Genomic DNA, 21,690 nt, shown 5'->3' with positions numbered 1-21,690 from the left:
CTTTTCTTTGAGAGCAGATTGCACCACCAAGCGTTTGTTTTCTGGGGAGAAAAAGGAGGGAAAGAGGGGCGTTTGGGTCGCCCCTATCCGTTTGGCTTAAAAGACGCCCTGATCGCGTGCGACCATCGCGGCCTGCGTGCGGTTGGACACGTCAATTTTACGATAGAGCGTTTTCACATGCAGCTTCACTGTTGGCTCTGACAGCTCTAGGTCGCGGGCGATTTCCTTGTTGGATTTGCCTTCGGTCAGGCCCTTAAGCACCTGCGTTTCTCGATCCGTCAGCGACTTGAGAAGCGGGTGATTGTTTGGTTCTGGCTCTGCAGTCATAAAGTCCAAAGGTGCGTATTTTTCACCCATGGCCATGAATTTGATCGCGTTCACCAAGGATTTTGCGGGCAGCGTCTTGGGGATGAAGCCGATAGCACCCATCTCAAGCGCCTGCTCAGCAATCTCGCGGCTTGCTTCGCCCGACATCAAAGCAACGCGGTGCACGCCATTGCGATCTGCGGCTGTCTTCAGGCCCTCAAGCCCGTTCATGCCAGGCATGTTATAATCGAGCAGCACCAGATCGTAGGTGTAGTGCCCGTCAATCAACGCGCAAGCCTCATCGAGGTTTGCAGCTGTATCCGTGTCGATGTTTCCCTCGGCCTGCATGAATGCCACTAGAGAGTCGCGCAGCAGATCGTGGTCGTCAGCAATTAGAATTCTCATACTTAAAGTCCTTGTTAACCAAACTAGGAAGTAGGCCTTCTGTCCTATCGTGTATAAATGTGGCTCATTTTTGGAGCAAGAAGGTGTAAAATGTGGTTAACGGCCTCATCCGATGGGATAGGGCCCAAGATTAACGAATAGATCATTGTTCCCCACTGGGCGACAAAGTTCACAAAAATCCGTTTTGTTGTCCATCTTTGCTGAGGTGTTCTCCCATCGAATTTACCATGCTGATCCCAGTGACCAACTCGGAGAAGCGGAATGAAACACTACAGAGCGGACGAAATTTTTTCTCAGGTATCGGTGAGGCCGGAACTAGAGACATCGCATGTCCTTGGCTTTGACATGGTTAACGCGACCACGCCGGACGTGGTGCAAGCCCTCGTCGCCCCAGGTCGTCGTCGCGTAGCATTCATGAACGCGCACTGCATGAACGTGGCATCGCGGTCCGAAGACTATGCACACGCCCTACACCGCTCGGACCTAATCTTACCCGATGGCATCGGAATTGAAATCGCTTCAAAGGTTGCGTCCGCTCCACTGAAAGAAAATCTAAATGGAACCGACCTTGGTCCGCACCTGATGCGGATGGCTGCGGAAAAAGGCTTGCGGGTCTACTTGCTTGGCGGAGAGACCGGAACCGCAGAGCGTGCGGCTCAAAGACTCTCTACGCAATTCCCAGACCTTCAGATTGCAGGAACACGCGATGGTTTCGGCGGGCTTGTTGGAGCTGTCGAAGACATCAACGCCTCCGGCGCCGATATTTTGCTGGTGGCCTTGGGCGTGCCCCTGCAAGAGCTGTGGATTGACCGCCACTTTGAAGACTTGAATGTTCGGCTGGCGATGGGTGTTGGTGCTCTTTTGGACTTCTGGGCTGGCAATGTTTCTCGGGCACCCGCGTTTATACGTGAAGCGCGTATGGAGTGGGTCTGGCGGCTGGCTATGGAGCCTCGGCGCCTTGCGGGACGGTATTTGATTGGCAATGTAACTTTCTTAGCGCGTGTCGCTATCGCGCAAATGAAACAAATCACCCTGCGTGACAGTGCCAAGCGTGCAATGGATTTTTGCCTGAGTTTGACCGCGCTCCTCTTGTTGGCACCGATATTTCTCGCGATCACTCTTGCCATTCGGATAGAGAGCCGGGGCAATCCGGTCTTCAGCCAGACGCGTGTTGGGCAAAACGGGCGTCATTTCACGATATACAAGTTCCGGTCAATGTATGCGGACGCAGAGCAGAGACGGAAGTCGCTTGAAGCACAGTCCGACCGCGCCGGCGTCTGCTTCAAAGCCAAAGATGACCCGCGCATCACACGGATCGGACGGTTTTTGCGCCGCTATTCGATTGATGAATTGCCTCAGATTTTCAACGTCTTGCTAGGCAACATGTCCATTGTGGGGCCACGCCCTGGCCTTCCGAGCGAAGTTGCCGCCTACTCGGACCATGCCAAAAAACGCCTTGGTACAAAACCTGGTCTAACCGGCCTGTGGCAAGTTTCGGGCCGCGCCGACATTGGCTTTGATCAGATGATCGAAATGGATCTGGCCTATGCGCGATCTCGCTCAGCTATGCTGGATATTATGATCATCGGACTCACCCTGCGTGCTGTCCTGACCGGTCGAGGTGCCTACTAAGAAAAGAGAGACCTACCCAGTCGGATAGGTCTCTATTCTCTCGAGGCAGAGAAAGGATGAAATTTTCTGCCACTATGTGCCCACCAGATGGAGGCATAGATGCGTTTTAAACATTCACTTTGGGCACTTTTAACCACACTCACGCTAAATGTGCCGGTGTCGGCACATGCCATGGAATGTTCATCCGATGATCATATCCTGCAAGCCACTACCACCAAAGTGACATGTTTCACGCTGCAAGATCTCAAAGTTTTGGGAGCGACAGAGATTGAGACGTCTACCCTCTGGACCGATGGGGTCCACCAGTTCACTGGTGTTTTGTTGAGCGATCTGTTGCAGCATCTTGATGCTGAGGGGAACACGATCCAGGCAACCGCGATCAACGATTACTCGATCACCATTCCGGCGAGCGACGCCGTTGATGGCGGCCCTATTGTTGCATATTTGATGAATGGTGAAACAATGTCCCGCCGGGACAAAGGCCCCTTGTGGGTTGTTTATCCTTTCGACAGCGATGCAAAATTCCGCACAGAAACGATTTAATCTCGCAGCATTTGGCAGCTTAATAAGATCCAGATCCAAGAGTAATTGCATCAAGCGAAAGCTTGGGCAGAAAGTTATATCGTGACCAAACTTGATGGCAATTTTCGTGCCGCGCAGCTGATTTTCTTTGGTGCAGCCGTCGCGTGTCTGGCTGTGATTATTTTCCTTGCGGGGTCGGTTGCGCGCGATCTTAGCGAACTCAGGTCGGCAAAGCGCGACACAGTGCAATGGACGCTTTCGCAAGTCGAAATCGAGTTTCTGGATTTTGCGTTGACGCTTGAAAACCAAGTCGGCGCAACAACCCCAAATCTTTCCGATCTGCGCAAGGATTTCGACGTTTTCTATAGCCGCCTTTCTATCGTATCCGAGGGGCGACTTTTCAATGATGCTCGGGTTGAGAAAAAGTTCGGAGAGGCGACGGACCTGATCCAGGCTTTCCTAGATAGCACCGCGAATATCATGGACAGCTCGGATGCTCATTTGGTGTCTAGCCTACCGAGCATCTTGGACAAAACGCTTGCACTAAGGCCATCGGTTCGCGCGCTATATATCTCTGGGCTCGGGTATTTTGCCGAACAGTCCGATTTGCTACGCAATCGGCTCGCCAACACGATGTTAGAGCTGTCCGCAGCGTCGGGCATGTTGCTGGTATTGCTTGCGATCTTGACGCTTTATTCACGTACCACCAACCGACAATTGCGCAGACAAAGCCATGCTTTGGTCAGCGCGAACGCACGGATGGAGACTATTTTGGAAACGTCTCTGGACAGCGTGATCGTGTCAGATTCCTTAGGGCATGTGATCGACTTCAACGCCGCAGCGGAACGCACGTTTGGCTATAAGCTCGAAGACATCAAAGGCAAGCTGATCCGGGATTTGATTGTGCCGCACGGCATGCGTGCAGCCCACCAACAAGGTATGGAGCGCATGCAGGCGACCGGGGAAAAACGGCTCGTGGGACATGGGCACATTCAAATCTCGGCTTGCCGTGCGGATGGGACAGAGTTTCCCGTGGAATTGGCCTTGGAAAGCGCACAGACTCTGGACGGAGAAATCATCATCGCCTTTCTGCGCGATATTTCGGAGCGCGTACGGACCGAAGAAGAGCTCCGCGAGGCACGTGACCTGGCACTGGCCGGCGAGAAGGCGAAATCCGACTTCCTTGCCGTCATGAGCCACGAAATCCGGACGCCGCTTAACGGGTTGTTGGGCAATCTGACATTGCTTGGCGACACGCGACTGTCGCGTGAGCAGTCACAGTATCAGGACAACATGGAAATCTCTGGTCGCCAGTTGATGAAACACGTGAACTCGGTTCTTGATGTGGCGCGGTTTGAAAGCGGCAAGATGCCCGTCAGGATGAGCAGCTTCCACGTGGGTCAGCTTGTCCAAGAGATCCTTGATGGGCAAAGTGGGCCTGCAGAACGGCACCAAACCACACTGAGTTGGCGCTTTCTTGGGGCCCCAGTGGACTGGATGCGATCTGACCGAAATCACATTGAGCAGATCCTTTTGAACCTTGTTGGAAATGCGATCAAATTCACAAAAGGCGGTCGTGTAGAGATCGAGATCGAAACTCATGACACATCAATCGAGTTTCGCGTCATCGATACGGGGGTTGGTATCGCCGAAGCCGATCAGCAGCGGATCTTTGAGGATTTTGAGAGCGCAGGGCCAGCGACCGGCGGCACGGGTTTGGGCCTGGGTATTGCGACGCGCTTGGTAAACCTATTGAAGGGCGAGATTGGATTGGAAAGTACACCGGGTGAAGGCAGCGTGTTCTGGTTCTCTGTTCCTTTGCAGATCGTCGAGGCTCCGGCCGAAACAGAGCTGGAGGACCAAAAGAACGCACCGATGCCAGGGCTGCGGATACTTTTGGCAGAAGACAACGACATGAACGCCTTTGTCGCGCAAAAAATGCTTGAGAAAGAAGGGCATACGGTGACGCTGGCCGAGGATGGCCTGCAAGCTCTTGAGGCCGTTCAGCATCAGGTGTTCGATGTGATCTTGATGGACATCAATATGCCCCGCATGGACGGGCTGACGGCCACGCAAAAGATGCGTTCAGAGATCGAGGCTACCAAAACCACACCGATCCTCGCCTTTTCCGCCAATGTTCTGCCAGAAGACAAGGACCGTTTCTTGCAGAACGGCATGGATGGGTTCATCGGCAAGCCGATCCAGATGGACGAGCTGCGCTCAGCCCTGCAAGCGGTTATGGTTGGTCATGTGCGTCCGATGATGAAAGGCTCATCTGCGCAGCTCCCAACGAACGAAGCCCGCGACCTGTTGGGCGACAACTATGACGCTTTCCTGGCCCGGTTCCGCGATGAGGCGGACAAATTGATCGAATGGATCAAGGCTGGGGACACACCGCCAGGGGATGTCGAGCATCATTGTCACAAACTTATCAGCACGGCAGCGATGTTTGGCGCCAAGGCGTTTCAGGACGCGCTCCGCAAATCTGAGAACGCCGCCAAACGAGGCGACGTGGAAATGTATCTCTCGGAGCTGGTTGAAGTTTGGACAGAAACGCGCGCGACGCTTTAGTTCAGCGCCGCACCCACTGCCAACATCCCAAGAACACGCGCAGCTTCTGCAACGTTTGTGACGGTGCTGTCATAACAGGCGATCCCGTCGCCGGGCAGCATGTAGGGATCATAGTCATCCCGATCCGCGCGCCGCAGCATGTCCTCGATATCTCTCTCGATCACCACAGAGACACCTGTCACAGGATTGCGCGACATAAGGATCGCCGAGCGATGTGCGCTGGTCGTTCTCGCACCCCCCACACAGTTCGTGTCGATCACCGCTTGCATGTGTCGCGTACCATAGGGAATCTCTCGCACCGTGCGTCCGATGGCCGAAGGCGCGTTGCCCGTCGCGGGTTGCGTCAGGTTTGAGAGGAACAAAGACACACCAGGTGGGCTAATCGGGCTGGGACGCATCAGATCGTCCTGAAAACACTGGCGCGACGGCACAAAGACCTGATCTCCGGTCAAAAGCATGACATCCACCATATTGCGCCCTTCAAAGACGCCGCGCATGTCGATTTTATAGAGTTTACCCCCACGTCGCAGTTCGACTGCAGAGATATCTGCGTCGGGCCGAATGCCACCTGCGTTGCGCAGCGCAGCAGAGAGATTACGTGCCTCGGTCGAGGCTCCCAGCGCTTGGGCTCGGTTGGTGTCGATTGTGTCCCCTACCCCGCCAATTTCGACCTGATGGGGCTCAAAGACCGCGCCCGACACGCCAACGCTGACAGACGCAAAATCAGCCACGCGCACAGAGATCGGCGGTGCTGTGTCATAGAGACCCGTTTGCTCCAGCGCCTTGGCCAGAGCGCGTTCTATTTCCGGACCCGAGCGACCCTGCGCTTGTATTGAAGGCATAAACGGCACCTTCAGTGTGCCGTCACGCGAAATCACATATTTACCGGACAATTCTTCGTCGGTGCCAATGCGCACATCCAGCAAGTCGTTCCGCGTCAGTTTCTCTCCAAGCAACGTTTCGATCGCGATGCTCTTGCCCGCGATACCGCCCCGTAAAGGCAAACACGGCACTTGGTTCATTTCAACAGATCGTAGGAACCGATTGTCCTGCGGCGTCGTGATCTCTCGATACTGCGCCTGATAGGCGTGGCCTCTACTGACAGGTTCTACATTGTAAGGGGTGCGCACGGTGGCGCAGCCCGCTACTGCGATGAGTGTCAGCGCTGAGACTGCCTGTTTAAATCCGTTAATCACTGATCAAATCCCAATAGTGAACATACTCTTAACATTAACGAAGAAACCTCCACACACCCTTCAACTACTCTGGCGAACACACCTATCCCAATGGGTTGGCGTTGCTGCTTGTGTGACAAACATTGACCGTTTGCGGAGCCTTTTAGCGCACGCACTCCCTCTAAAGTGAAGAGGCAATCACAAGAGGTGTCAAGTGCAAGTATCCGCGGTTCATAAAGCGTATTTGAAAGGACTTATGTCCTATGGCGCCTCAGAAATGGTTGCCAAGATCTCTCGCCTTTTCGTCGTTGTCGTGATCGCTCGCATGCTTGCGCCCGAGCAGGTTGGCCTCGCGGCTGCTGCCTTCGCGATTTGCGAAACCATCAAGGCGCTGACAGAAAATGGCGTCGGGCAACGAATTATCGCGGCGAGCGATGACGAGCTGGAAGCGACAGCCGCCCGCGCCCATTGGATTTTCTGGCGCTGGGCACTGGCACTGATTGCGTTCCAAATCGGACTGGCTGCCGTGCTTTTTGCATGCGGATTTCCGGTGATCGCGGGCCTCGTGGCCGTTGCCGCTTTGGAATATCTTTTCATGCCAGGGGGACAGGTGCAGGTCGCCTTGGCCGTGCGCGAGGGCAGACATCCCCAAGTGGCCACCATTGCAGGCGTTCAGATTGTCAGCGCGAACGTCCTGACCATTCTATTGGCCATTGTTCTGCCCTCGCCCATTGTATTGATCCTGCCTCGCGTGTTGACCGCGCCTATCTGGCTGATCGCGGTGCGCCGCCTGCGTCCCTGGCGCAAATGCGCTGCTGTTACGCCAGAGCCTATCGCCCCGTTTGTCCGCTATGGCCTACCAGTTCTGGGTGTTGAAGCGGTCAAAGCGATGCGCATGCATTCTGACAAGCTGATCGTTGGAGCTTTGCTCGGTGCCGAGGGGCTAGGGCTCTATTTCATGGCCTTCAATGCTGGTCTGAACATCGCCACGTCCTATGCCTCGGCACTTGCTAAAATTGCTTTTTCCCACCTAAGCCAAAGCCTGCGCCTGGACGTGGATGCTCGCCAATCGGGGATCCTAAGCCTGATCGTCATTTCCCCTTTCATCATCGCACAAGCGCTGTTGGCTCCAACTTACGTGCCGCTCTTGCTGGGAGACAGCTGGGCCGACGTGGTACCCGCGGTTTCGATCCTGTGTCTCTGTGCTCTGCCCCTAACGCTCTGGACCGTTGCGGCCGCGCGCCTGCGCCTGAGAGGGCAGCCAGAGATCGAATTGGGTGTCGATGCGCTGCTTGTTCTGATGCTTACCCTGTCCGCCGTCATAACCGCACCCATGGGGCTGACCGCGATGGCAACCGGTTACCTGGTCACCACATCGGCCGTCCTGTTGCTGGCCAGCGCCCCCCTATTTTTGCCGTCCCTCAGCAAGCCAGTTCAGGAGATTTAAACATGCCAAAGTTTTCGATCATCATGCCTTGTTTCAATGCTGTGGACACGGTGGATGCGACAATCGCCGCCGTAGTCGCACAGACCCGTTGGGATTGGGAGCTGATCTGTGTCGATGACGGGTCCAGCGATGGCACCGTGCAGCGCCTTCAAAGTTGGGCGATGGCGGAGGCACGGATCCAAGTGATACGCCAAGACAATGCAGGGCCAAGCGTCGCGCGCAATCGCGGTGTCGAGGCTGCGCGGGGGACAATCTTGTGTTTTTGCGACGCGGACGATCTGTGGGTCGAAACCAAACTGAGCATTTTGGACAAAGCATTCTCTGACAGCCGCATCGACGGAGCCTATGGCCAGATCGCCTTTTTCCAAAGATTTGGGGATATCGATACGACGTCCACAGTCGGCACTTCGGAACTTTCGATCCCAGAGTTGATGGGCGAAAATCCCGTCTGCACCATGAGCAATATCGCAGTACGGCGCACAGTCTTTGAACGTTGCGGTGGTTTTGCCGAAGGCCTCGTTCACAACGAAGACCTGGAATGGCTGATCCGCATTGTTGGAATGGGCGCGACTATTCAACCGATTGATCGCCTCCTCGTCTGGTATCGCACCTCGACAGGCGGTTTGTCGGCCGATCTGCGCAGGATGGCGCATTCCCGGGATTTGGCACTTACCACGGCGGCACGGTTTGGATTTACCCCCAATGCCGCGCAAGAAGCCGTCTACCTACGCTATCTGGCCCGCCGCGCGCTGCGTCTGGATCAGGGGCGTGGCGTGGCACGCGGGCTGGCTCTGCAAGGCCTGCTGAAGAGTCCACGCGGTTTTCTCTTTCCACTTCGTCGCGGTGCAGCCACTGCGATTGCGGCCTTTGCCGCGCCGCTGCTGCCGGCACCCGTCCAACGCAAAATCTTCTCTAAGTAATCGAGGCCAAAATGTATCGCGCAACCATCGTCGTCCCTGCTTTCAACGTCGCCGCAACCCTTGGTGCCACGCTGACCTCGCTGCAGGACCAAACCTATCAGGACTTTGAGGTCATCATTGTGGATGACGGCTCTACCGACAATACCAAACAGGTCGCCGAGCAATTCCTAGACGATCGCCGGTTTTGGTATATCCAACAGGCCAACCGAGGCCTTTCCGGCGCGCGCAATCGAGGGATTGCCGAGTCCAGCGGTGAGTTCATCGGGTTTTGCGATGCCGACGACCTCTGGCACCCTGACAAGCTGCGTCGCCATATTCGCCACCTTGATCGCAAACCGAATGTCGGCGTGAGCTATGCGGGCTCTCAGATGATCGACGCAGAGGGTCGTCTTTTGTCGGTCAAACAGTCACCAAGGCTGCGCGGCGTGACAGCGGCTCATATTCTGAAGCGCAACCCGATTGGGAACGGCTCCTCCGCCGTCATTCGTCGCGCGGTGTTTGATGACATCGCCTATGTGCATCACGAGGCCTATTCCGCCTTTTCCTATTTCGACGAGACCTTCCGCCAGTCCGAGGACATCGAATGCTGGCTGCGCATCGCGCTTCTGACCGATTGGGATTTTGAAGGCATCCGAGGTCTGCTGACCTATTATCGGGTCGCGGGCGACGGGCTCTCTGCCAAGACCGAGCGCCAATTGGACTCCTGGGAAAATGTGATTGCAAAGCATCGCAGCCTTCACCCGGCTTTTTTCGCCCGCCACGAACCTGCGGCACGCGCCTACCAACTGCGGTATCTGGCGCGCCGTGCCATCAGCAATGGCGATGGCAAAACCGCCCGCGCCTATCTGAAACGGGCTTGGTCACAGTCTTACGAGCCGCTTTGGGCCGAACCCATCAAGTCGGGCGTCACGATTTTGGCGGCTCCGGTGGCCTCGCTCTTCAAAGTTTCCGCCCCCGCGCAGAAAGCGCTTGTTAAGGCCAATGTGCCTACACTGCGACAGAGTTCGCAGTCCCATTTTCACCCCATCCTTAAGGGAGATCATTATGAGTAAACCACGTATTGTACATCTGCTGGACGACACTACCACAGGCGGCGTAACTCGCGTCGTGACCCATATCTGCAACTCGCAGCGGTTGGCAAATCAAGCGGATCATGAAATTCGTGTCATCCCCAAGAACGCCGCCGACGTGCCGGTGATTGAGGCGGATTTGATCGTCTCACACCTGACTGTCAGCTGGCGTGGCTTGGCGGGATTGATTGCCCTGCGCGCCAAACATCCAAACATTTCGCTGATTCATGTCGAGCACAGCTATACTCAAAGCTTCACAGCCCTGAATGTGGCCAAACGCGAAAGGTTCTTTTCCCTGCTGCGTACGGCCTATTCTCTGTTTGACACAGTGGTTGGCGTCAGCCGCGCGCAATACAGCTGGCTGGTGACTCGCGATCTTGTGGCCCCGGAACGGTCTTGTGTCATTCGCTCGGCCGTAGACCTTTCGGCTTTCGCAGCGCTCGAGGCTCCCACAGGCCCTTGTCGCGTGTTTGGGGCCATCGGGCGGCTGGAACCTCAGAAGGGGTTTGATACGCTGATCATGGCGTTCAGCCAGTGCCAGGAACCTGACGCGCGTCTGCGTATTTTTGGGCGCGGTGGTCAGCACGAAGAATTGGAGCGCATGGCTCAGATCGACCCGCGCATCACATTGGAAGGCCACGCCCCGGACCCCGTCCGCGCCATGTCAGAGGTGCAGGCCGTCTTGCTACCCTCTCGGTGGGAGGCCTATGGGCTGGTCGCGCAAGAAGCACTCGCCGCACGTCGCCGGACCTTGGTGGCCCCTGTGGATGGGCTTTGCGATCAACTCGAAGACGGCGCGCATCGCGTCGCGCGCAACACCGTTGCGGATTGGACGCGGGCTATTGATGCCAGCCTGACCGCAGATCTGAGCAAGATCCCAGACTCGCAGGCCCGCCTGTCAGAACGTGTCGCGGGTGTCTTTGAGCGCAACTGGGAAGGCTTGATCGCGCGCAGCTTGGTGAAGGAACTGCCTGTGGCTGCGTAGCTGTAGCACTACCAACATTGGAATGACCTTGAGCCGCGAGCCATGCACTTGCGCCAAACCTGATAGAATAAGCGGCTCAGGGTTTCCAAAAATATGCCCCAGCGAAATGCACCTAAGATCGGCTTCCGAACCCATTCTTTCAGGGTTCGACGACAAAACGTTCAAGAGTTTTAGATATGCTGGCGATCCCTCAAGGACTCGAACCCTGAACCTGCTGATTAGAAGTCAGCTGCTCTATCCAGTTGAGCTAAGGGACCGCTGAGATGTGTTTCGCCGCTTGATCGCGATTTGTCAAACCACCTCTTGTCCAAGGCGTCCAAAGTTTTAACCGAAGTTTCAACGCCCTGAGGAACCGTCATTCGCAGGCACGAATTGGAACGTCGCCCTAGATTTGAAAAATTGTGCGTTTCGTGCGAAGACCGTGCCAATTGCGGAGGGAGGATGCCCACGGGCACCGCGAAAAACCATGACAGATCAGGAAAATCAGGGCATCAGCGCCACGAATTTTGACATCGCGGATTTCATTCCGTACCGCCTTGCTGTTGCTGCGCGCGCCTACAGCGAAGAGGTCGCGGCGATCTATCGCGAGAAATTCGGTCTTTCGATTCCGGAATGGCGCGTGCTTGCGCATTTAATGAAAGAAGGCAAAGCCTCGGTTCGGGATATTGAAGCCCGTGTAACCATGGAGAAGTCCAAGGTCAGCCGCGCAGCCGACCGGCTTAAAGACCGCGGCTTGTTAACGAAACGCGCGGACACAATGGACCGTCGCCTTGTTCATATCGAACTCACTGAGGATGGCGAAGCGCTAATGGCTGAGCTCATCCCAATGGTGATCGCCTTACAGAAGGACTTTGAAGCCCGTTTGGGAGATGATCTCGACGGTTTGGACCGCGCGCTGACGCGGATCCTTAAGGACGACGTCAAATAAGGCTTAGTGCGTCCAAGGTGCACGGCGATCAGGTGCGAAATTTTCCCCATATCCGCGCGCGCGGATGTTGGGCTTGCGCTTGTGGGGATCTGTCACCTGAACCTCGATGCCGTGGTCTTTGGCATAGTCAAGCGCGGCCTCTTTGGACGCGAAGGTCATTTTGACCTGAGACTGCGTGTCGTCAGATCCGGTCCAGCCCATCAATGGATCAATGTCGCGGCTTGAGGCCTGCGCAAATTCCAGCACCCATGTTTTGGTATTTGCAGTGCCAGAAGTCATGGCATTGCGGGCAGGCTGATAGATACGTGCGATCATTTCGGGCTCCTTCGTCCTGAGCGCTTTATCCCGAAATATTGGCTTTCGAGCAAGGGAGAAAAGCGCAAGATTGCACCCTGTCGATGTCGGTGAATTTTGGAGGGAAAGGTTAGACTTGGTTGCCGTCCAGTCCACGGGGAGCGAGGGGTAAATGTGAACCGAGCAGCAACCAAGCGCTGCTTGCACAAGAAATATACGTGTCATTGCAAATTATGTGCAACAGACGGATGCGAAAAAAACTTACGGAATATCACTTTGTTTTTGCGAGGTATTTCCTTACCAACGCCACCGTCGCATTTGTACAAATGTACAACGATTGACATTTTCTAAGTAAGACCAGTAGGTTCCGCGCCTTACGTAGGGTAAACACACCTTGTCTAGCAGTCGCCCCTCACCCAAACTGCGACATTCTGTCACCACCAGAAAACCGCCCCCCTACTGTCAAAAACCGACAGGAATTTAGCGCTAACCTGTTGTAAGTTTGACAGCAGGCTTGCACCTGACCTTAAAGATCGCACATTAGGGCCCAAGAATAGGAGCGCAATTTGCCTTACGCCAATTCCGACAGCACGCCCGTCCAAAACGCTCCGCGCGAAAAGCTCGAGGGCGGCAAACGCTTTGTCATGGCGACGGAATTTGACCCTGCTGGCGACCAACCCACGGCGATTGCAGAGCTGAGCCAAGGTGTTTTCGACGGAGAGCGCGATCAAGTCCTGTTGGGCGCAACCGGCACCGGCAAGACGTTCACAATGGCCAAGGTCATCGAGGAAACGCAGCGCCCCGCGATTATTCTGGCGCCGAACAAAACGCTTGCGGCCCAGCTTTATGGCGAATTCAAAGGCTTCTTTCCCGAGAACTCGGTCGAATATTTCGTGTCGTTCTACGACTACTATCAGCCAGAAGCCTATGTTCCCCGGTCTGACACTTATATCGAAAAAGAAAGCCAGATTAACGAACAGATCGACCGGATGCGTCACTCTGCGACCCGCGCTTTGCTGGAGCGGGATGATGTGATCATCGTGGCCTCGGTCAGCTGTATCTACGGTATTGGTTCAGTGGAGACCTATTCCGCGATGACGCAGGATCTGGTCGTGGGTCAAGACTATGATCAGCGACAGGTCATGGCGGATCTGGTGGCGCAACAGTACCGGCGTAATGATCAGGCGTTCCAGCGCGGATCTTTCCGCGTGCGTGGTGACAGTCTGGAAATCTTCCCTGCCCACCTCGAAGACCGCGCCTGGCGCTTGTCTTTCTTTGGTGAGGAACTGGAGGGGATCACGGAATTTGACCCGCTGACGGGTGAAAAGACGGACACTTTTGAAAAAATCCGGGTCTATGCAAATTCTCACTATGTGACGCCAAAGCCGACGCTGAACCAGGCTATTCTGAACATCAAAAAAGAGCTCAAGATCCGGCTCGACCAATTGGTGGATGACGGCAAACTTCTGGAAGCGCAGCGTCTGGAGCAGCGCACCAACTTTGACCTCGAGATGCTTGAGGCGCAGGGCTTTTGCAACGGGATCGAGAACTATTCACGCTATCTGACGGGCCGTGCGCCGGGTGAGCCGCCCCCCACCCTGTTTGAGTTCATCCCCGACAACGCGATTGTCTTTGCTGATGAAAGCCACGTCTCTGTGCCTCAGATCGGCGGCATGTATCGCGGGGACCATCGGCGCAAGTTCACGCTGGCCGAGCATGGGTTCCGCCTGCCCTCGTGTATGGACAACCGCCCTCTGAAGTTCGAGGAATGGGACGCGATGCGCCCGCAGTCGGTGTTTGTCTCGGCCACCCCCGCCAATTGGGAGCTGGAGCAATCCGGCGGCGTCTTTACTGAACAGGTGATCCGCCCGACGGGTCTGTTGGATCCAGAGGTCGAAATCCGCCCTGTCGAGATGCAGGTCGATGATTTGCTAGACGAAGTGCGCAAAGTCACCGCCAACGGGTTCCGCACATTAGTGACGACGCTCACCAAGCGCATGGCCGAGGACCTCACCGAATACCTGCATGAACAGGGCATCAAAGTGCGCTACATGCACAGCGACATCGATACGCTCGAGCGGATCGAGATCCTGCGCGACCTGCGTCTTGGGGCCTTTGACGTCTTAATCGGGATCAACCTTCTGCGCGAGGGCTTGGACATTCCCGAATGTGGGCTGGTCGCCATTCTGGACGCAGACAAAGAGGGTTTCCTGCGCTCTGAAACGTCTCTGATCCAGACCATCGGCCGCGCCGCGAGGAATGCTGACGGGCGTGTCATCATGTATGCCGACCGCATTACCGGCTCGATGGAGCGTGCGCTGAAGGAAACCGAGCGCCGTCGCGAAAAGCAGATCGCCTATAACGAAGAGCACGGCATCACGCCTGCAACCGTTAAAAAGAACGTCGAAGATGTTCTGGCGGGGCTCTATCAGGGCGACACCGACATGAACCGCGTGACAGCCACCATCGACAAACCAATGCATGGCGCAAACCTTGAAGCCCATCTGCAGGGCCTGAGGGAAGAGATGCGCAAAGCTGCCGAGAACCTTGAGTTCGAGGAAGCCGCACGTCTTCGCGACGAAGTAAAGCGGCTTGAGGCGGTGGATCTGGCAGTCGCGGACGACCCTCTTGCACGGCAATCCGCGATTGATGCTGCGGCGGATACGGCGACCAAAGGCCGATCAACCGCGGGCCGCCCTGGTCAGCGTGGCGGCAATGTGAGGCGACGCGGGCGTTAGCACGTCCTTTGTGCCCACTTTGCTTGGTTTTCAGAGATTACGGCCCACTAATCTATAAAGAACGCGTCTTAAGTTCATGAAATTTCGAACATTTGTCCAATTGAGAACAACGACACTCGGGATCTTGCAAAAAGAGCACCAAAACCGAAGCCAAATTATCCTATAAGACACCCCGAATTTCGGTCTAAAATGACCGCTTTGAGCGGCAAACACGCTGCCAAATCGACTTATCCACATTCCAATTTTTGGACTCAAATGCGATATTTATCCACATTGGATGAACTATAATTTTCATATTCGAACAAAAATGTGGAAAACTCGGTGATTTATTCAAATCGAGAAACAGTCATCGGTTCACCAGGCAAAAATAGCGTGAAACCGCGAAAATGACTTATCCACAGAAAGTTAATCTACGAGCGCAAGCGCTATTGCGCAACCCGAAAAGACGATAAATATCAGTGATTTAGAGAAAATGCGCGCTCAGGTCGTCCAAATGGACGAAATGTCGACCTCAGCAGCACGAGCTGCACGACAAAGCGCATCAAATTTTCAGGATTTATCGCAGAATATGGACCGCGCAGTTCAGCTGACGCAGCAATTGCGCAATGGTTTCGACCGATTTTAGCTCTCGCCGACTTTCGGGGCTGACGGATAGGATCACGCAATCCACATCTTTGGATCTCGCAAAGTCCGGGATCACCTGAACAGGCTTTCCGTTCAACACGACCCCCTCAACATTGCTCAGGCTGCCACCGATTTCAGTGAGGGCAGACTCAATCTGAGCCCGCGTCTCGTCCTGATACCCATGGGGCAGATAGCTGCTGGCATACTCTGGAATATTTCCCATCACATGCAGCAGCGTCACGCGCGCATCTTCGCCCGCCAGTTGGCGGGCCACAGCAAGTTTGGGGGCAAGATCCGCCCCTTCATCCAAACTCACCGGCATGAGAATATGCGCGTACATTGGGGGGGCCTAGGTTCGATAGGTGTCGATCACATCATACATGACCGGCTCGAAATTCTTACACAGCGCCGAGATATGTCTATTGCGCTCGCGCATCTCGGGAGTGCGTAACATCGCCTGAAAATCTTCGCGCTTCTCCCATTGAGAATAGTTGGCAATGCGCGTCTGCGCGTCATTCACATGTAGCCCCGCAGCAATAAAACCCGGCTGTTTGGAAATGAAATCCGCATAGGCTTCGTTCAGGGCATCTATGAGGTCCTGACACGTCCCCGGCGTCATTTCAAAGGTCGTGATAACAGTCTGGTAATCGTTGCGTTTGGCAATTGCTGGCATGAGGTCTCCTATTTCTAAGGCAAGCCTAACGCGACAAAGAGGCCCGAGGCCACTGATTTTTCAAGAGTACCCGTTAGGTCTGAAATCAGCCCGAATGTTCAACCTTTAAAAGAGTGAAAAATTCAGGCATACTGCCCGCAAACAAAAGCCGCAAAAGTCGGCACTATGAGGCAAAGCATGAAACTCTTCCTGAAAGGCGCCGCGGGCGCTTTGTTAATTTCCGTGGTCACCTCCACCTCTGCAAGCGCGGGCGTCATTGCCAGCGCATGCGTAAGGTCCGACCGAGAGGCCGCATCCTGGCGCATGTGCACGTGTCTGCAGCACGTCGCCAATCAGTCGCTGTCTCGGGCCGACCAGCGCCTTGCGGCCAAGTTTTTCCGCGACCCGCATATGGCGCAGGAAATTCGCACGTCACGCGCGCGCTCGCATGAGATCTTTTGGGAACGCTACAAGGCCTTTGGCGACACCGCCGAAGTCATGTGCAAAGGCGTCTGATCCGCATCCCTTTTGCGTTTAGTCTCATTTACGCATAGATTTGAGAAATCCAAATCTGTGAGGGCGGAGCTATGCTCAAAAAAGGCGTCACATTGCGGGGGCTTGAGGTGTTTGAGGCGCTGGCCACCCATGGCTCTGTCGCTCAGGCCTCAGAAGCGACGGGCCTGAGCCAACCTGCCGTCAGCCAGCAGCTGCGCAATCTGGAAACCGCCCTGGACGTCGCGTTGGTAGATCACGGCACGCGGCCCATGGTCTTGACGCCAGCGGGGCGGAATTTCCTGCGCCATACGCGGTCGGTTTTGTCAGAACTCAGGCTTGCGCAATCCGAACTTTCGGTGATGGACTTAACCCATCTGACATCCTTGTCGATTGGGATCATTGATGATTTTGACAATGACATCACACCGCGTCTGGTGACCGCTTTGGCAGAAAGCCTCACCAACTGCAGCTTCCGCATGGTGACGGCGGCCAGCCACGACATTCTCGCAGACCTTAAGGATCAAAGCCTACACCTCGGCGTTGCCGCGAGTTCCGGCGAAGTCCTTGAGGGCATTATAGAATATCCACTCGTTCGCGATCCTTTCATCCTTGTGACGCCAACGTCCCAAACGCCACGCGGCAAGTCGGTCGAAGATATTATCCAAGGCCTCCCCTTCTTGCGCTATGAACGCCGTCAACTAATCTCTCGCCAGATCGACGCGCATCTGTCGCGGTATAAACAAGACCTCGGAGACCGGTTTGAGATCGGCAGCCATATGGCTTTGATGGCCTGTGTCGCGCGCGGCATTGGGTGGTCGATCACGACGCCCTTGGGGTTCATGCGGGCGGCGCGGTTTCACGACGACGTGGTGGCGCATCCCCTACCCTTTGGACAGTTCCACCGTCAGATTTCTGTCTTTGCCAGCAGCGATTGGGCCGATGCCGTGCCGCTGAATGTGCGACAGAGTCTGCGCCAGCTTGTGGGCGACCGCATGATCACTCCGTTGGTTCAAAAACAGCCCTTCCTGAAAGGCGAATTGCGTTTACTGAACAGCTAATCTGATTTTGATTTTCTTAAATCAGCCGATGTCGCGTTTCAGCCCATCGGCGCAGATTTCGATCAGGTCAAGCGCGCCATCGAAATCACGCGTGTAATAGGGATCGGGGACTTCGATCATGTCCGTGTTCCCATACTCCGTGAACAGCCGCACCGGAGTGTCATTCCCCTCAGGCCGTAGGGCCTCGATGTCGCGTATGTTGTTGGCATCCATGCCGATGATCAGGTCAAAATCCTCAAAGTCCCGCACCCTGAACTGCCGCGCCCGCAGGTCCGAGAAATCATAGCCCCGCCGCGCTGCTGCCTCTAACATCGGACCGTAGGGCGGCGATCCGACATGCCAGCCTCCGGTGCCTGCGCTGTCTGTCTCGGCCTGAGATACCTCGCGAAACACACCTTCGGCCGAGGGGCTGCGGCAAATATTGCCAAGGCAGACAAAGAGCACCTTCATAGACTTCTTCCTTCGTGCAATGCTGAGGCGACCCTACCACCAGCACAGGCCGTCCTCTATGACCAATATCGTGACCCTCACCGGCGCAGGTATTTCCGCGGAAAGTGGCCTTGGCACCTTTCGCGACGAAGGCGGGCTTTGGGCGCAGCACCGGATCGAGGATGTCGCCACACCCGAAGGCTTTGCGCGCAATCCGAAGCTGGTGCATGATTTCTATAACGCGCGCCGTGCACAGGCTGCAGAGGCTGTGCCAAACGCCGCGCATCTCGCCTTGGCAGAGTTAGGGGCGAAACTGGACGGCGAGCTGTTGATCGTCACGCAAAACGTTGATTCCCTGCATGAAAAAGCCAGCAGCACATCAATCCTGCACATGCATGGTCGCCTGAATGGCGCGCTCTGTGCGTCTTGCGACCATCGCTGGGAGGCTCCGCTCAAGATGACCCCTTCAGACGCCTGCCCTGCCTGCGGCGCTCCCAGCACGCGCCCCGATGTGGTCTGGTTCGGAGAGATCCCTTACCACATGGAGCGGATCGCCGAGGCACTGAGCAAAGCCGACGTCTTCGTCTCGATCGGCACATCGGGCGAAGTCTATCCGGCGGCGAATTTTGTCGCCGAAGCCGATCACTTCGGAGCCCACACTATTGAGTTGAACCTGGAACCCTCAGCAGGTGCCTCGCGGTTTGCGGAATGTCGCTTTGGACCGGCCTCAGAAATTGTGCCCGCCTGGGTGCAAGAAGAACTGGCACGATAAAGAAAAGGCCAGAGAAACCACTGGCCTGTCTGTGCAGTTTTTGCTTGGCTTAGTGATCGTGGCCCCCGTGGCCGCTGTGATCTTCGCCGTGGTTCATATGCTCATGTCCCATGCCGGCTTTGCGTTCCAGATCGACGGGAATTTCAACCACCATCTCTCCGGATTTCTCAAAGGTGAATGTGACGGTCAACACATCGCCTTGCTCCCATGGCTGGGTCAGCCCCATGAACATGACGTGGTCTCCACCACGATCCAGCATACGTGCGCCTTCGGCGGGCACTTCGAAGCCGTCTTCGACGTGCATCATCTTCATCACGCCGTCGCCGATTTCCTTGTGGGTGTGCAATTCAACGCGGGCCGCTGCATCGGACACAACAGAGATCAGGCGATCCGCCTCATCGCCGTGGTTCATGATGGTCATAAAGGCCGCGCCCGCTTTGGCAGCTTTGCCAGCAGAGCGCGCGTAAGGGTCGCGGATCATAATATGCGTGTCGGCAAAAGCAGGCGCAGCGAAAGAAGCAGCAGCGACAGCCGCAAGTGTCAGGGATTTAACGGACATAGGAGTCTCCGGCGTAGGATATTGGTTTGAAAGGAAAAGAGGGATTCAAACCAGCGTCGGAGGCCCACGCGCAGAAGGCGAAAGTCGCGCAATAGACGCAGCTTGGCGCTTGGTGAAACAGCCGAGGCGCGTGGCAGAAAATTCTGCGGCCACGAGCACAAGGGCGTCTCCGCCCAGAGCATGCTGCAGCATCAAAGAGAACTCGGGACAGATATGGCTCTCGCCAGTTGGTTCTCCGTTCTCGTCGATGACCACCATGACAGGGCCAGCGCCGGTACAAAGCTCCATAAAGCCCGCAGGCCCAGATGCCCCACGCGCGATCGCCATGCTGTGCCCCGTCAGGGTCAGCACAAAGATCAGCACAAAGGCGATATGGGTACGAAGTCGAGTCATCACGCGCGATATATCCGCTGAAAGCCGCATTTGAAAAGCGACAAAAGGAAACAGCCCCGCCTGAGATCAGACGGGGCTCAAATCACTGTCCAGTGATGGACGAGATCAGCTTAGGCTTGAGCAGCCTGCGCTTTTGCGATCTCTTTTTTGATTTTCAGAGCGTTGTCAGACAGCTCGCTGTCTTTTGCTTTCGCCATGAACGCGTCCAGACCACCGCGGTGGTCGACGGTGCGCAGAGCCGCAGCAGAGATGCGCAGCTTAACGCCACGGCCCAGCACTTCGGATTGCAGGGTCACGTCGTTCAGGTTCGGCAGGAAGCGACGCTTGGTTTTGTTGTTGGCGTGGCTGACATTGTTGCCAGTCATTGGGCCTTTTCCGGTCAGTTCGCAACGGCGCGACATGGGTTCATCCTCGTGTTTCGGTCAAAAGGCCAATCGAGGCCTTTGAATACAAATGGGCGCCGCTTTAGACAGCGCCCGGAATTTCGTTGGGCGTCTTTAGGCCTGAATCCGGGCGAGGTCAAGTGATTCACGACAGGTAAATGACAATCGCGCAGAGGCTTTTGCGTATTTACCAAAGGCGCGGTTGAAATCCTAGGCTTGCGGGATGTGCAGCGCCTTAAGCACGCGGTCAGCAGCCGCACTTGGGCTCAGCTTGTTTTCGGCCACATCCGCAGCCAACCCGTTGATTTCCTGAAGGGCTTTCGGGGTTTCCAACTGCGCCAGAACCGTTTGCCGCAGCTCTTCGATGAACCAATGGCGGGCCTGAGCGGCGCGTCGACTGTCCCACTGTCCCTGTGCGCGCCGCCATGAGGTCAGTTCGCTCATTTGCGCCCAAGCTTCATCTAGACCGTTTTCCTCAATCGCTGAAACAGTCATGGCCTTAGGGAATCCTTCAGGATCCTGCGGGCGCTTGCGCAACAGACGCAGCGCTCCGGAATAGTCCGCACAGGTTCGCGTCGCGGTGGCCTTCAGGTCTCCGTCGGCCTTGTTCACGAGGATCAGATCCGCCATTTCCATGATGCCGCGCTTCACGCCTTGCAATTCGTCGCCACCCGCGGGGGCCAAGAGCAAGAGGAAAAGGTCCGACATCTCTGAGACAACCGTTTCGGATTGCCCGACGCCAACGGTTTCGATCAGAACAACGTCAAAATTCGCAGCCTCACAGAGCGCAACCGCCTCGCGAGTCCGGCGCGCCACGCCGCCCAAATGGGTCTGGCTAGGGGATGGGCGAATAAAGGCGTTCTTATCGCGACTCAAGCGTTCCATCCGCGTCTTATCGCCCAGGATCGAGCCGCCAGAGCGCGCCGAGGACGGATCCACGGCCAGAACCGCCACGCGCATCCCTTGCGCGGTCAGAAACATGCCAAAGCTCTCGATAAACGTGGATTTTCCGACGCCCGGCGTGCCAGACAGACCGATCCGGATCGCCTGCCTCCCTGCAGGGCGAAGCGCGTCCAAAAGCGCAGCCGCCTGTTCGCGATGGTCACTGCGGCCGCTTTCCACCAGAGTAATCGCCCGCGCCAAAGCCCGGCGGTCTTGGTTCAAAATCCTGTCCCGAAGTTCAGTGATATCCATTGCGGTCGCGATCCTATGGTCTTTGGGCTGCTTTCATGCCCGCGCCGGGTGGCTCTGTCCAGCCCAACCTCGCAGCCTGGCGTCTCTGTCGCATCGGATTGGCGCTTTACGCCCCCTTGGGCTTGCCCGATAAAGCAG

Annotated in this window: 22 protein-coding genes and 1 tRNA gene; 12 read left to right on the top strand and 11 right to left on the bottom strand. The window is 56.0% G+C overall.

Going from position 1 to position 21,690, the window contains the following annotated elements; translation table 11 throughout:
- Nucleotides 1-96 precede the first annotated feature (96 nt).
- Nucleotides 97-711, bottom strand: a complete 615-nt coding sequence (locus HZ995_RS10505) for a response regulator transcription factor (RefSeq protein ID WP_209355614.1) — start codon at nucleotides 709-711, stop codon at nucleotides 97-99.
- Nucleotides 712-972: 261 nt separating this feature from the next.
- On the opposite strand from HZ995_RS10505, the gene HZ995_RS10500 reads away from it, so the two are divergent.
- The 3 genes from HZ995_RS10500 (at nucleotide 973) to HZ995_RS10490 (ending at nucleotide 5,436) form a co-directional block, all read left to right on the top strand.
- Nucleotides 973-2,343, top strand: coding sequence for a WecB/TagA/CpsF family glycosyltransferase (locus HZ995_RS10500; protein ID WP_209355613.1), 1,371 nt, complete (start codon nucleotides 973-975; stop codon nucleotides 2,341-2,343).
- Between the two features lie 99 nt (nucleotides 2,344-2,442).
- Nucleotides 2,443-2,886, top strand: coding sequence for a molybdopterin-dependent oxidoreductase (locus tag HZ995_RS10495; protein WP_209355612.1), 444 nt, complete (start codon nucleotides 2,443-2,445; stop codon nucleotides 2,884-2,886).
- A gap of 81 nt (nucleotides 2,887-2,967) precedes the next feature.
- Complete coding sequence (locus tag HZ995_RS10490) at nucleotides 2,968-5,436, top strand: PAS domain-containing hybrid sensor histidine kinase/response regulator (RefSeq protein WP_209355611.1); 2,469 nt, start codon at nucleotides 2,968-2,970, stop codon at nucleotides 5,434-5,436.
- Here the strand turns inward: HZ995_RS10490 and HZ995_RS10485 are convergent.
- Nucleotides 5,433-6,632: a polysaccharide biosynthesis/export family protein gene (locus HZ995_RS10485; protein ID WP_209355610.1), complete on the bottom strand. Its 1,200-nt coding sequence runs from the start codon at nucleotides 6,630-6,632 to the stop codon at nucleotides 5,433-5,435. The two genes, HZ995_RS10490 and HZ995_RS10485, sit on opposite strands and share 4 nt — an antisense overlap.
- A gap of 235 nt (nucleotides 6,633-6,867) precedes the next feature.
- Here HZ995_RS10485 and HZ995_RS10480 point away from each other — a divergent pair, with 235 nt between their 5' ends.
- Genes HZ995_RS10480 through HZ995_RS10465 form a run of 4 tightly spaced genes read left to right on the top strand, consistent with a single transcriptional unit; the run spans nucleotide 6,868 to nucleotide 11,033 of the window.
- On the top strand, nucleotides 6,868-8,058 hold the full coding sequence (locus HZ995_RS10480) for an oligosaccharide flippase family protein (RefSeq protein WP_209355609.1): 1,191 nt from the start codon (nucleotides 6,868-6,870) through the stop codon (nucleotides 8,056-8,058).
- Between the two features lie 2 nt (nucleotides 8,059-8,060).
- Nucleotides 8,061-8,978, top strand: coding sequence for a glycosyltransferase family 2 protein (locus HZ995_RS10475; RefSeq protein WP_209355608.1), 918 nt, complete (start codon nucleotides 8,061-8,063; stop codon nucleotides 8,976-8,978).
- An 11-nt stretch (nucleotides 8,979-8,989) separates the two neighbouring features.
- On the top strand, nucleotides 8,990-10,030 hold the full coding sequence (locus HZ995_RS10470) for a glycosyltransferase family 2 protein (RefSeq protein ID WP_209355607.1): 1,041 nt from the start codon (nucleotides 8,990-8,992) through the stop codon (nucleotides 10,028-10,030).
- On the top strand, nucleotides 10,023-11,033 hold the full coding sequence (locus tag HZ995_RS10465; RefSeq protein WP_209355606.1) for a glycosyltransferase family 4 protein: 1,011 nt from the start codon (nucleotides 10,023-10,025) through the stop codon (nucleotides 11,031-11,033). The genes HZ995_RS10470 and HZ995_RS10465 overlap by 8 nt, the downstream gene beginning before the upstream one ends.
- A 180-nt stretch (nucleotides 11,034-11,213) precedes the next feature.
- Here the strand turns inward: HZ995_RS10465 and HZ995_RS10460 are convergent.
- A tRNA-Arg gene (locus HZ995_RS10460) sits at nucleotides 11,214-11,290 on the bottom strand.
- A gap of 209 nt (nucleotides 11,291-11,499) precedes the next feature.
- Here HZ995_RS10460 and HZ995_RS10455 point away from each other — a divergent pair.
- Nucleotides 11,500-11,961, top strand: a complete 462-nt coding sequence (locus HZ995_RS10455) for a MarR family winged helix-turn-helix transcriptional regulator (protein ID WP_209355605.1) — start codon at nucleotides 11,500-11,502, stop codon at nucleotides 11,959-11,961.
- A 3-nt stretch (nucleotides 11,962-11,964) separates the two neighbouring features.
- Here HZ995_RS10455 and HZ995_RS10450 read toward each other — a convergent pair whose 3' ends face one another.
- Complete coding sequence (locus HZ995_RS10450) at nucleotides 11,965-12,276, bottom strand: ETC complex I subunit (protein WP_209355604.1); 312 nt, start codon at nucleotides 12,274-12,276, stop codon at nucleotides 11,965-11,967.
- A gap of 545 nt (nucleotides 12,277-12,821) precedes the next feature.
- Between HZ995_RS10450 and uvrB the strand changes: the two genes are divergently transcribed.
- Nucleotides 12,822-14,993, top strand: a complete 2,172-nt coding sequence (uvrB, locus tag HZ995_RS10445) for an excinuclease ABC subunit UvrB (protein ID WP_209355603.1) — start codon at nucleotides 12,822-12,824, stop codon at nucleotides 14,991-14,993.
- 556 nt (nucleotides 14,994-15,549) lie between these two features.
- Here uvrB and HZ995_RS10440 read toward each other — a convergent pair.
- Both HZ995_RS10440 and HZ995_RS10435 read right to left on the bottom strand, forming a co-directional pair.
- On the bottom strand, nucleotides 15,550-15,957 hold the full coding sequence (locus tag HZ995_RS10440; RefSeq protein WP_209355602.1) for a universal stress protein: 408 nt from the start codon (nucleotides 15,955-15,957) through the stop codon (nucleotides 15,550-15,552).
- A 9-nt stretch (nucleotides 15,958-15,966) separates the two neighbouring features.
- Complete coding sequence (locus tag HZ995_RS10435; RefSeq protein ID WP_209355601.1) at nucleotides 15,967-16,290, bottom strand: antibiotic biosynthesis monooxygenase family protein; 324 nt, start codon at nucleotides 16,288-16,290, stop codon at nucleotides 15,967-15,969.
- Nucleotides 16,291-16,467: 177 nt separating this feature from the next.
- Between HZ995_RS10435 and HZ995_RS10430 the strand changes: the two genes are divergently transcribed.
- Both HZ995_RS10430 and HZ995_RS10425 read left to right on the top strand, forming a co-directional pair.
- Complete coding sequence (locus HZ995_RS10430; RefSeq protein WP_209355600.1) at nucleotides 16,468-16,785, top strand: hypothetical protein; 318 nt, start codon at nucleotides 16,468-16,470, stop codon at nucleotides 16,783-16,785.
- Nucleotides 16,786-16,856: 71 nt separating this feature from the next.
- The gene (locus HZ995_RS10425; protein WP_209355599.1) at nucleotides 16,857-17,822 is read left to right on the top strand and encodes a LysR family transcriptional regulator; all 966 of its coding nucleotides are present in this window, start codon (nucleotides 16,857-16,859) and stop codon (nucleotides 17,820-17,822) included.
- Between the two features lie 21 nt (nucleotides 17,823-17,843).
- Here HZ995_RS10425 and HZ995_RS10420 read toward each other — a convergent pair whose 3' ends face one another.
- The gene (locus tag HZ995_RS10420) at nucleotides 17,844-18,272 is read right to left on the bottom strand and encodes a low molecular weight protein-tyrosine-phosphatase (protein WP_209355598.1); all 429 of its coding nucleotides are present in this window, start codon (nucleotides 18,270-18,272) and stop codon (nucleotides 17,844-17,846) included.
- A 58-nt stretch (nucleotides 18,273-18,330) separates the two neighbouring features.
- On the opposite strand from HZ995_RS10420, the gene HZ995_RS10415 reads away from it, so the two are divergent.
- A complete protein-coding gene (locus HZ995_RS10415; protein ID WP_209355597.1) occupies nucleotides 18,331-19,023 on the top strand; it encodes an NAD-dependent deacylase in 693 nt (230 codons plus the stop codon).
- Nucleotides 19,024-19,072: 49 nt separating this feature from the next.
- On the opposite strand, the gene HZ995_RS10410 is transcribed toward HZ995_RS10415, so the two are convergent.
- From HZ995_RS10410 to meaB, 4 genes are all read right to left on the bottom strand, one after another.
- Nucleotides 19,073-19,582 carry a copper chaperone PCu(A)C gene (locus tag HZ995_RS10410; protein WP_209355596.1) on the bottom strand — a complete coding sequence of 170 codons (510 nt, stop codon included), beginning with the start codon at nucleotides 19,580-19,582 and terminating at the stop codon, nucleotides 19,073-19,075.
- Between the two features lie 45 nt (nucleotides 19,583-19,627).
- On the bottom strand, nucleotides 19,628-19,975 hold the full coding sequence (locus tag HZ995_RS10405; RefSeq protein WP_209355595.1) for a hypothetical protein: 348 nt from the start codon (nucleotides 19,973-19,975) through the stop codon (nucleotides 19,628-19,630).
- A 110-nt stretch (nucleotides 19,976-20,085) separates the two neighbouring features.
- Nucleotides 20,086-20,376 (bottom strand): 50S ribosomal protein L28, encoded by a 291-nt coding sequence (gene rpmB, locus HZ995_RS10400; RefSeq protein WP_209355594.1) that lies wholly within the window; start codon nucleotides 20,374-20,376, stop codon nucleotides 20,086-20,088.
- Nucleotides 20,377-20,568: 192 nt separating this feature from the next.
- On the bottom strand, nucleotides 20,569-21,552 hold the full coding sequence (gene meaB, locus HZ995_RS10395; protein WP_209355593.1) for a methylmalonyl Co-A mutase-associated GTPase MeaB: 984 nt from the start codon (nucleotides 21,550-21,552) through the stop codon (nucleotides 20,569-20,571).
- Between the last annotated feature and the right edge of the window lie 138 nt (nucleotides 21,553-21,690).

This window comes from Cognatishimia activa, from assembly GCF_017798205.1.
Lineage (GTDB): Bacteria > Pseudomonadota > Alphaproteobacteria > Rhodobacterales > Rhodobacteraceae > Cognatishimia > Cognatishimia activa_A.
Note: the sequence above shows the minus strand (reverse complement) of the source record. Positions and strands in the feature narration are given on the sequence as shown.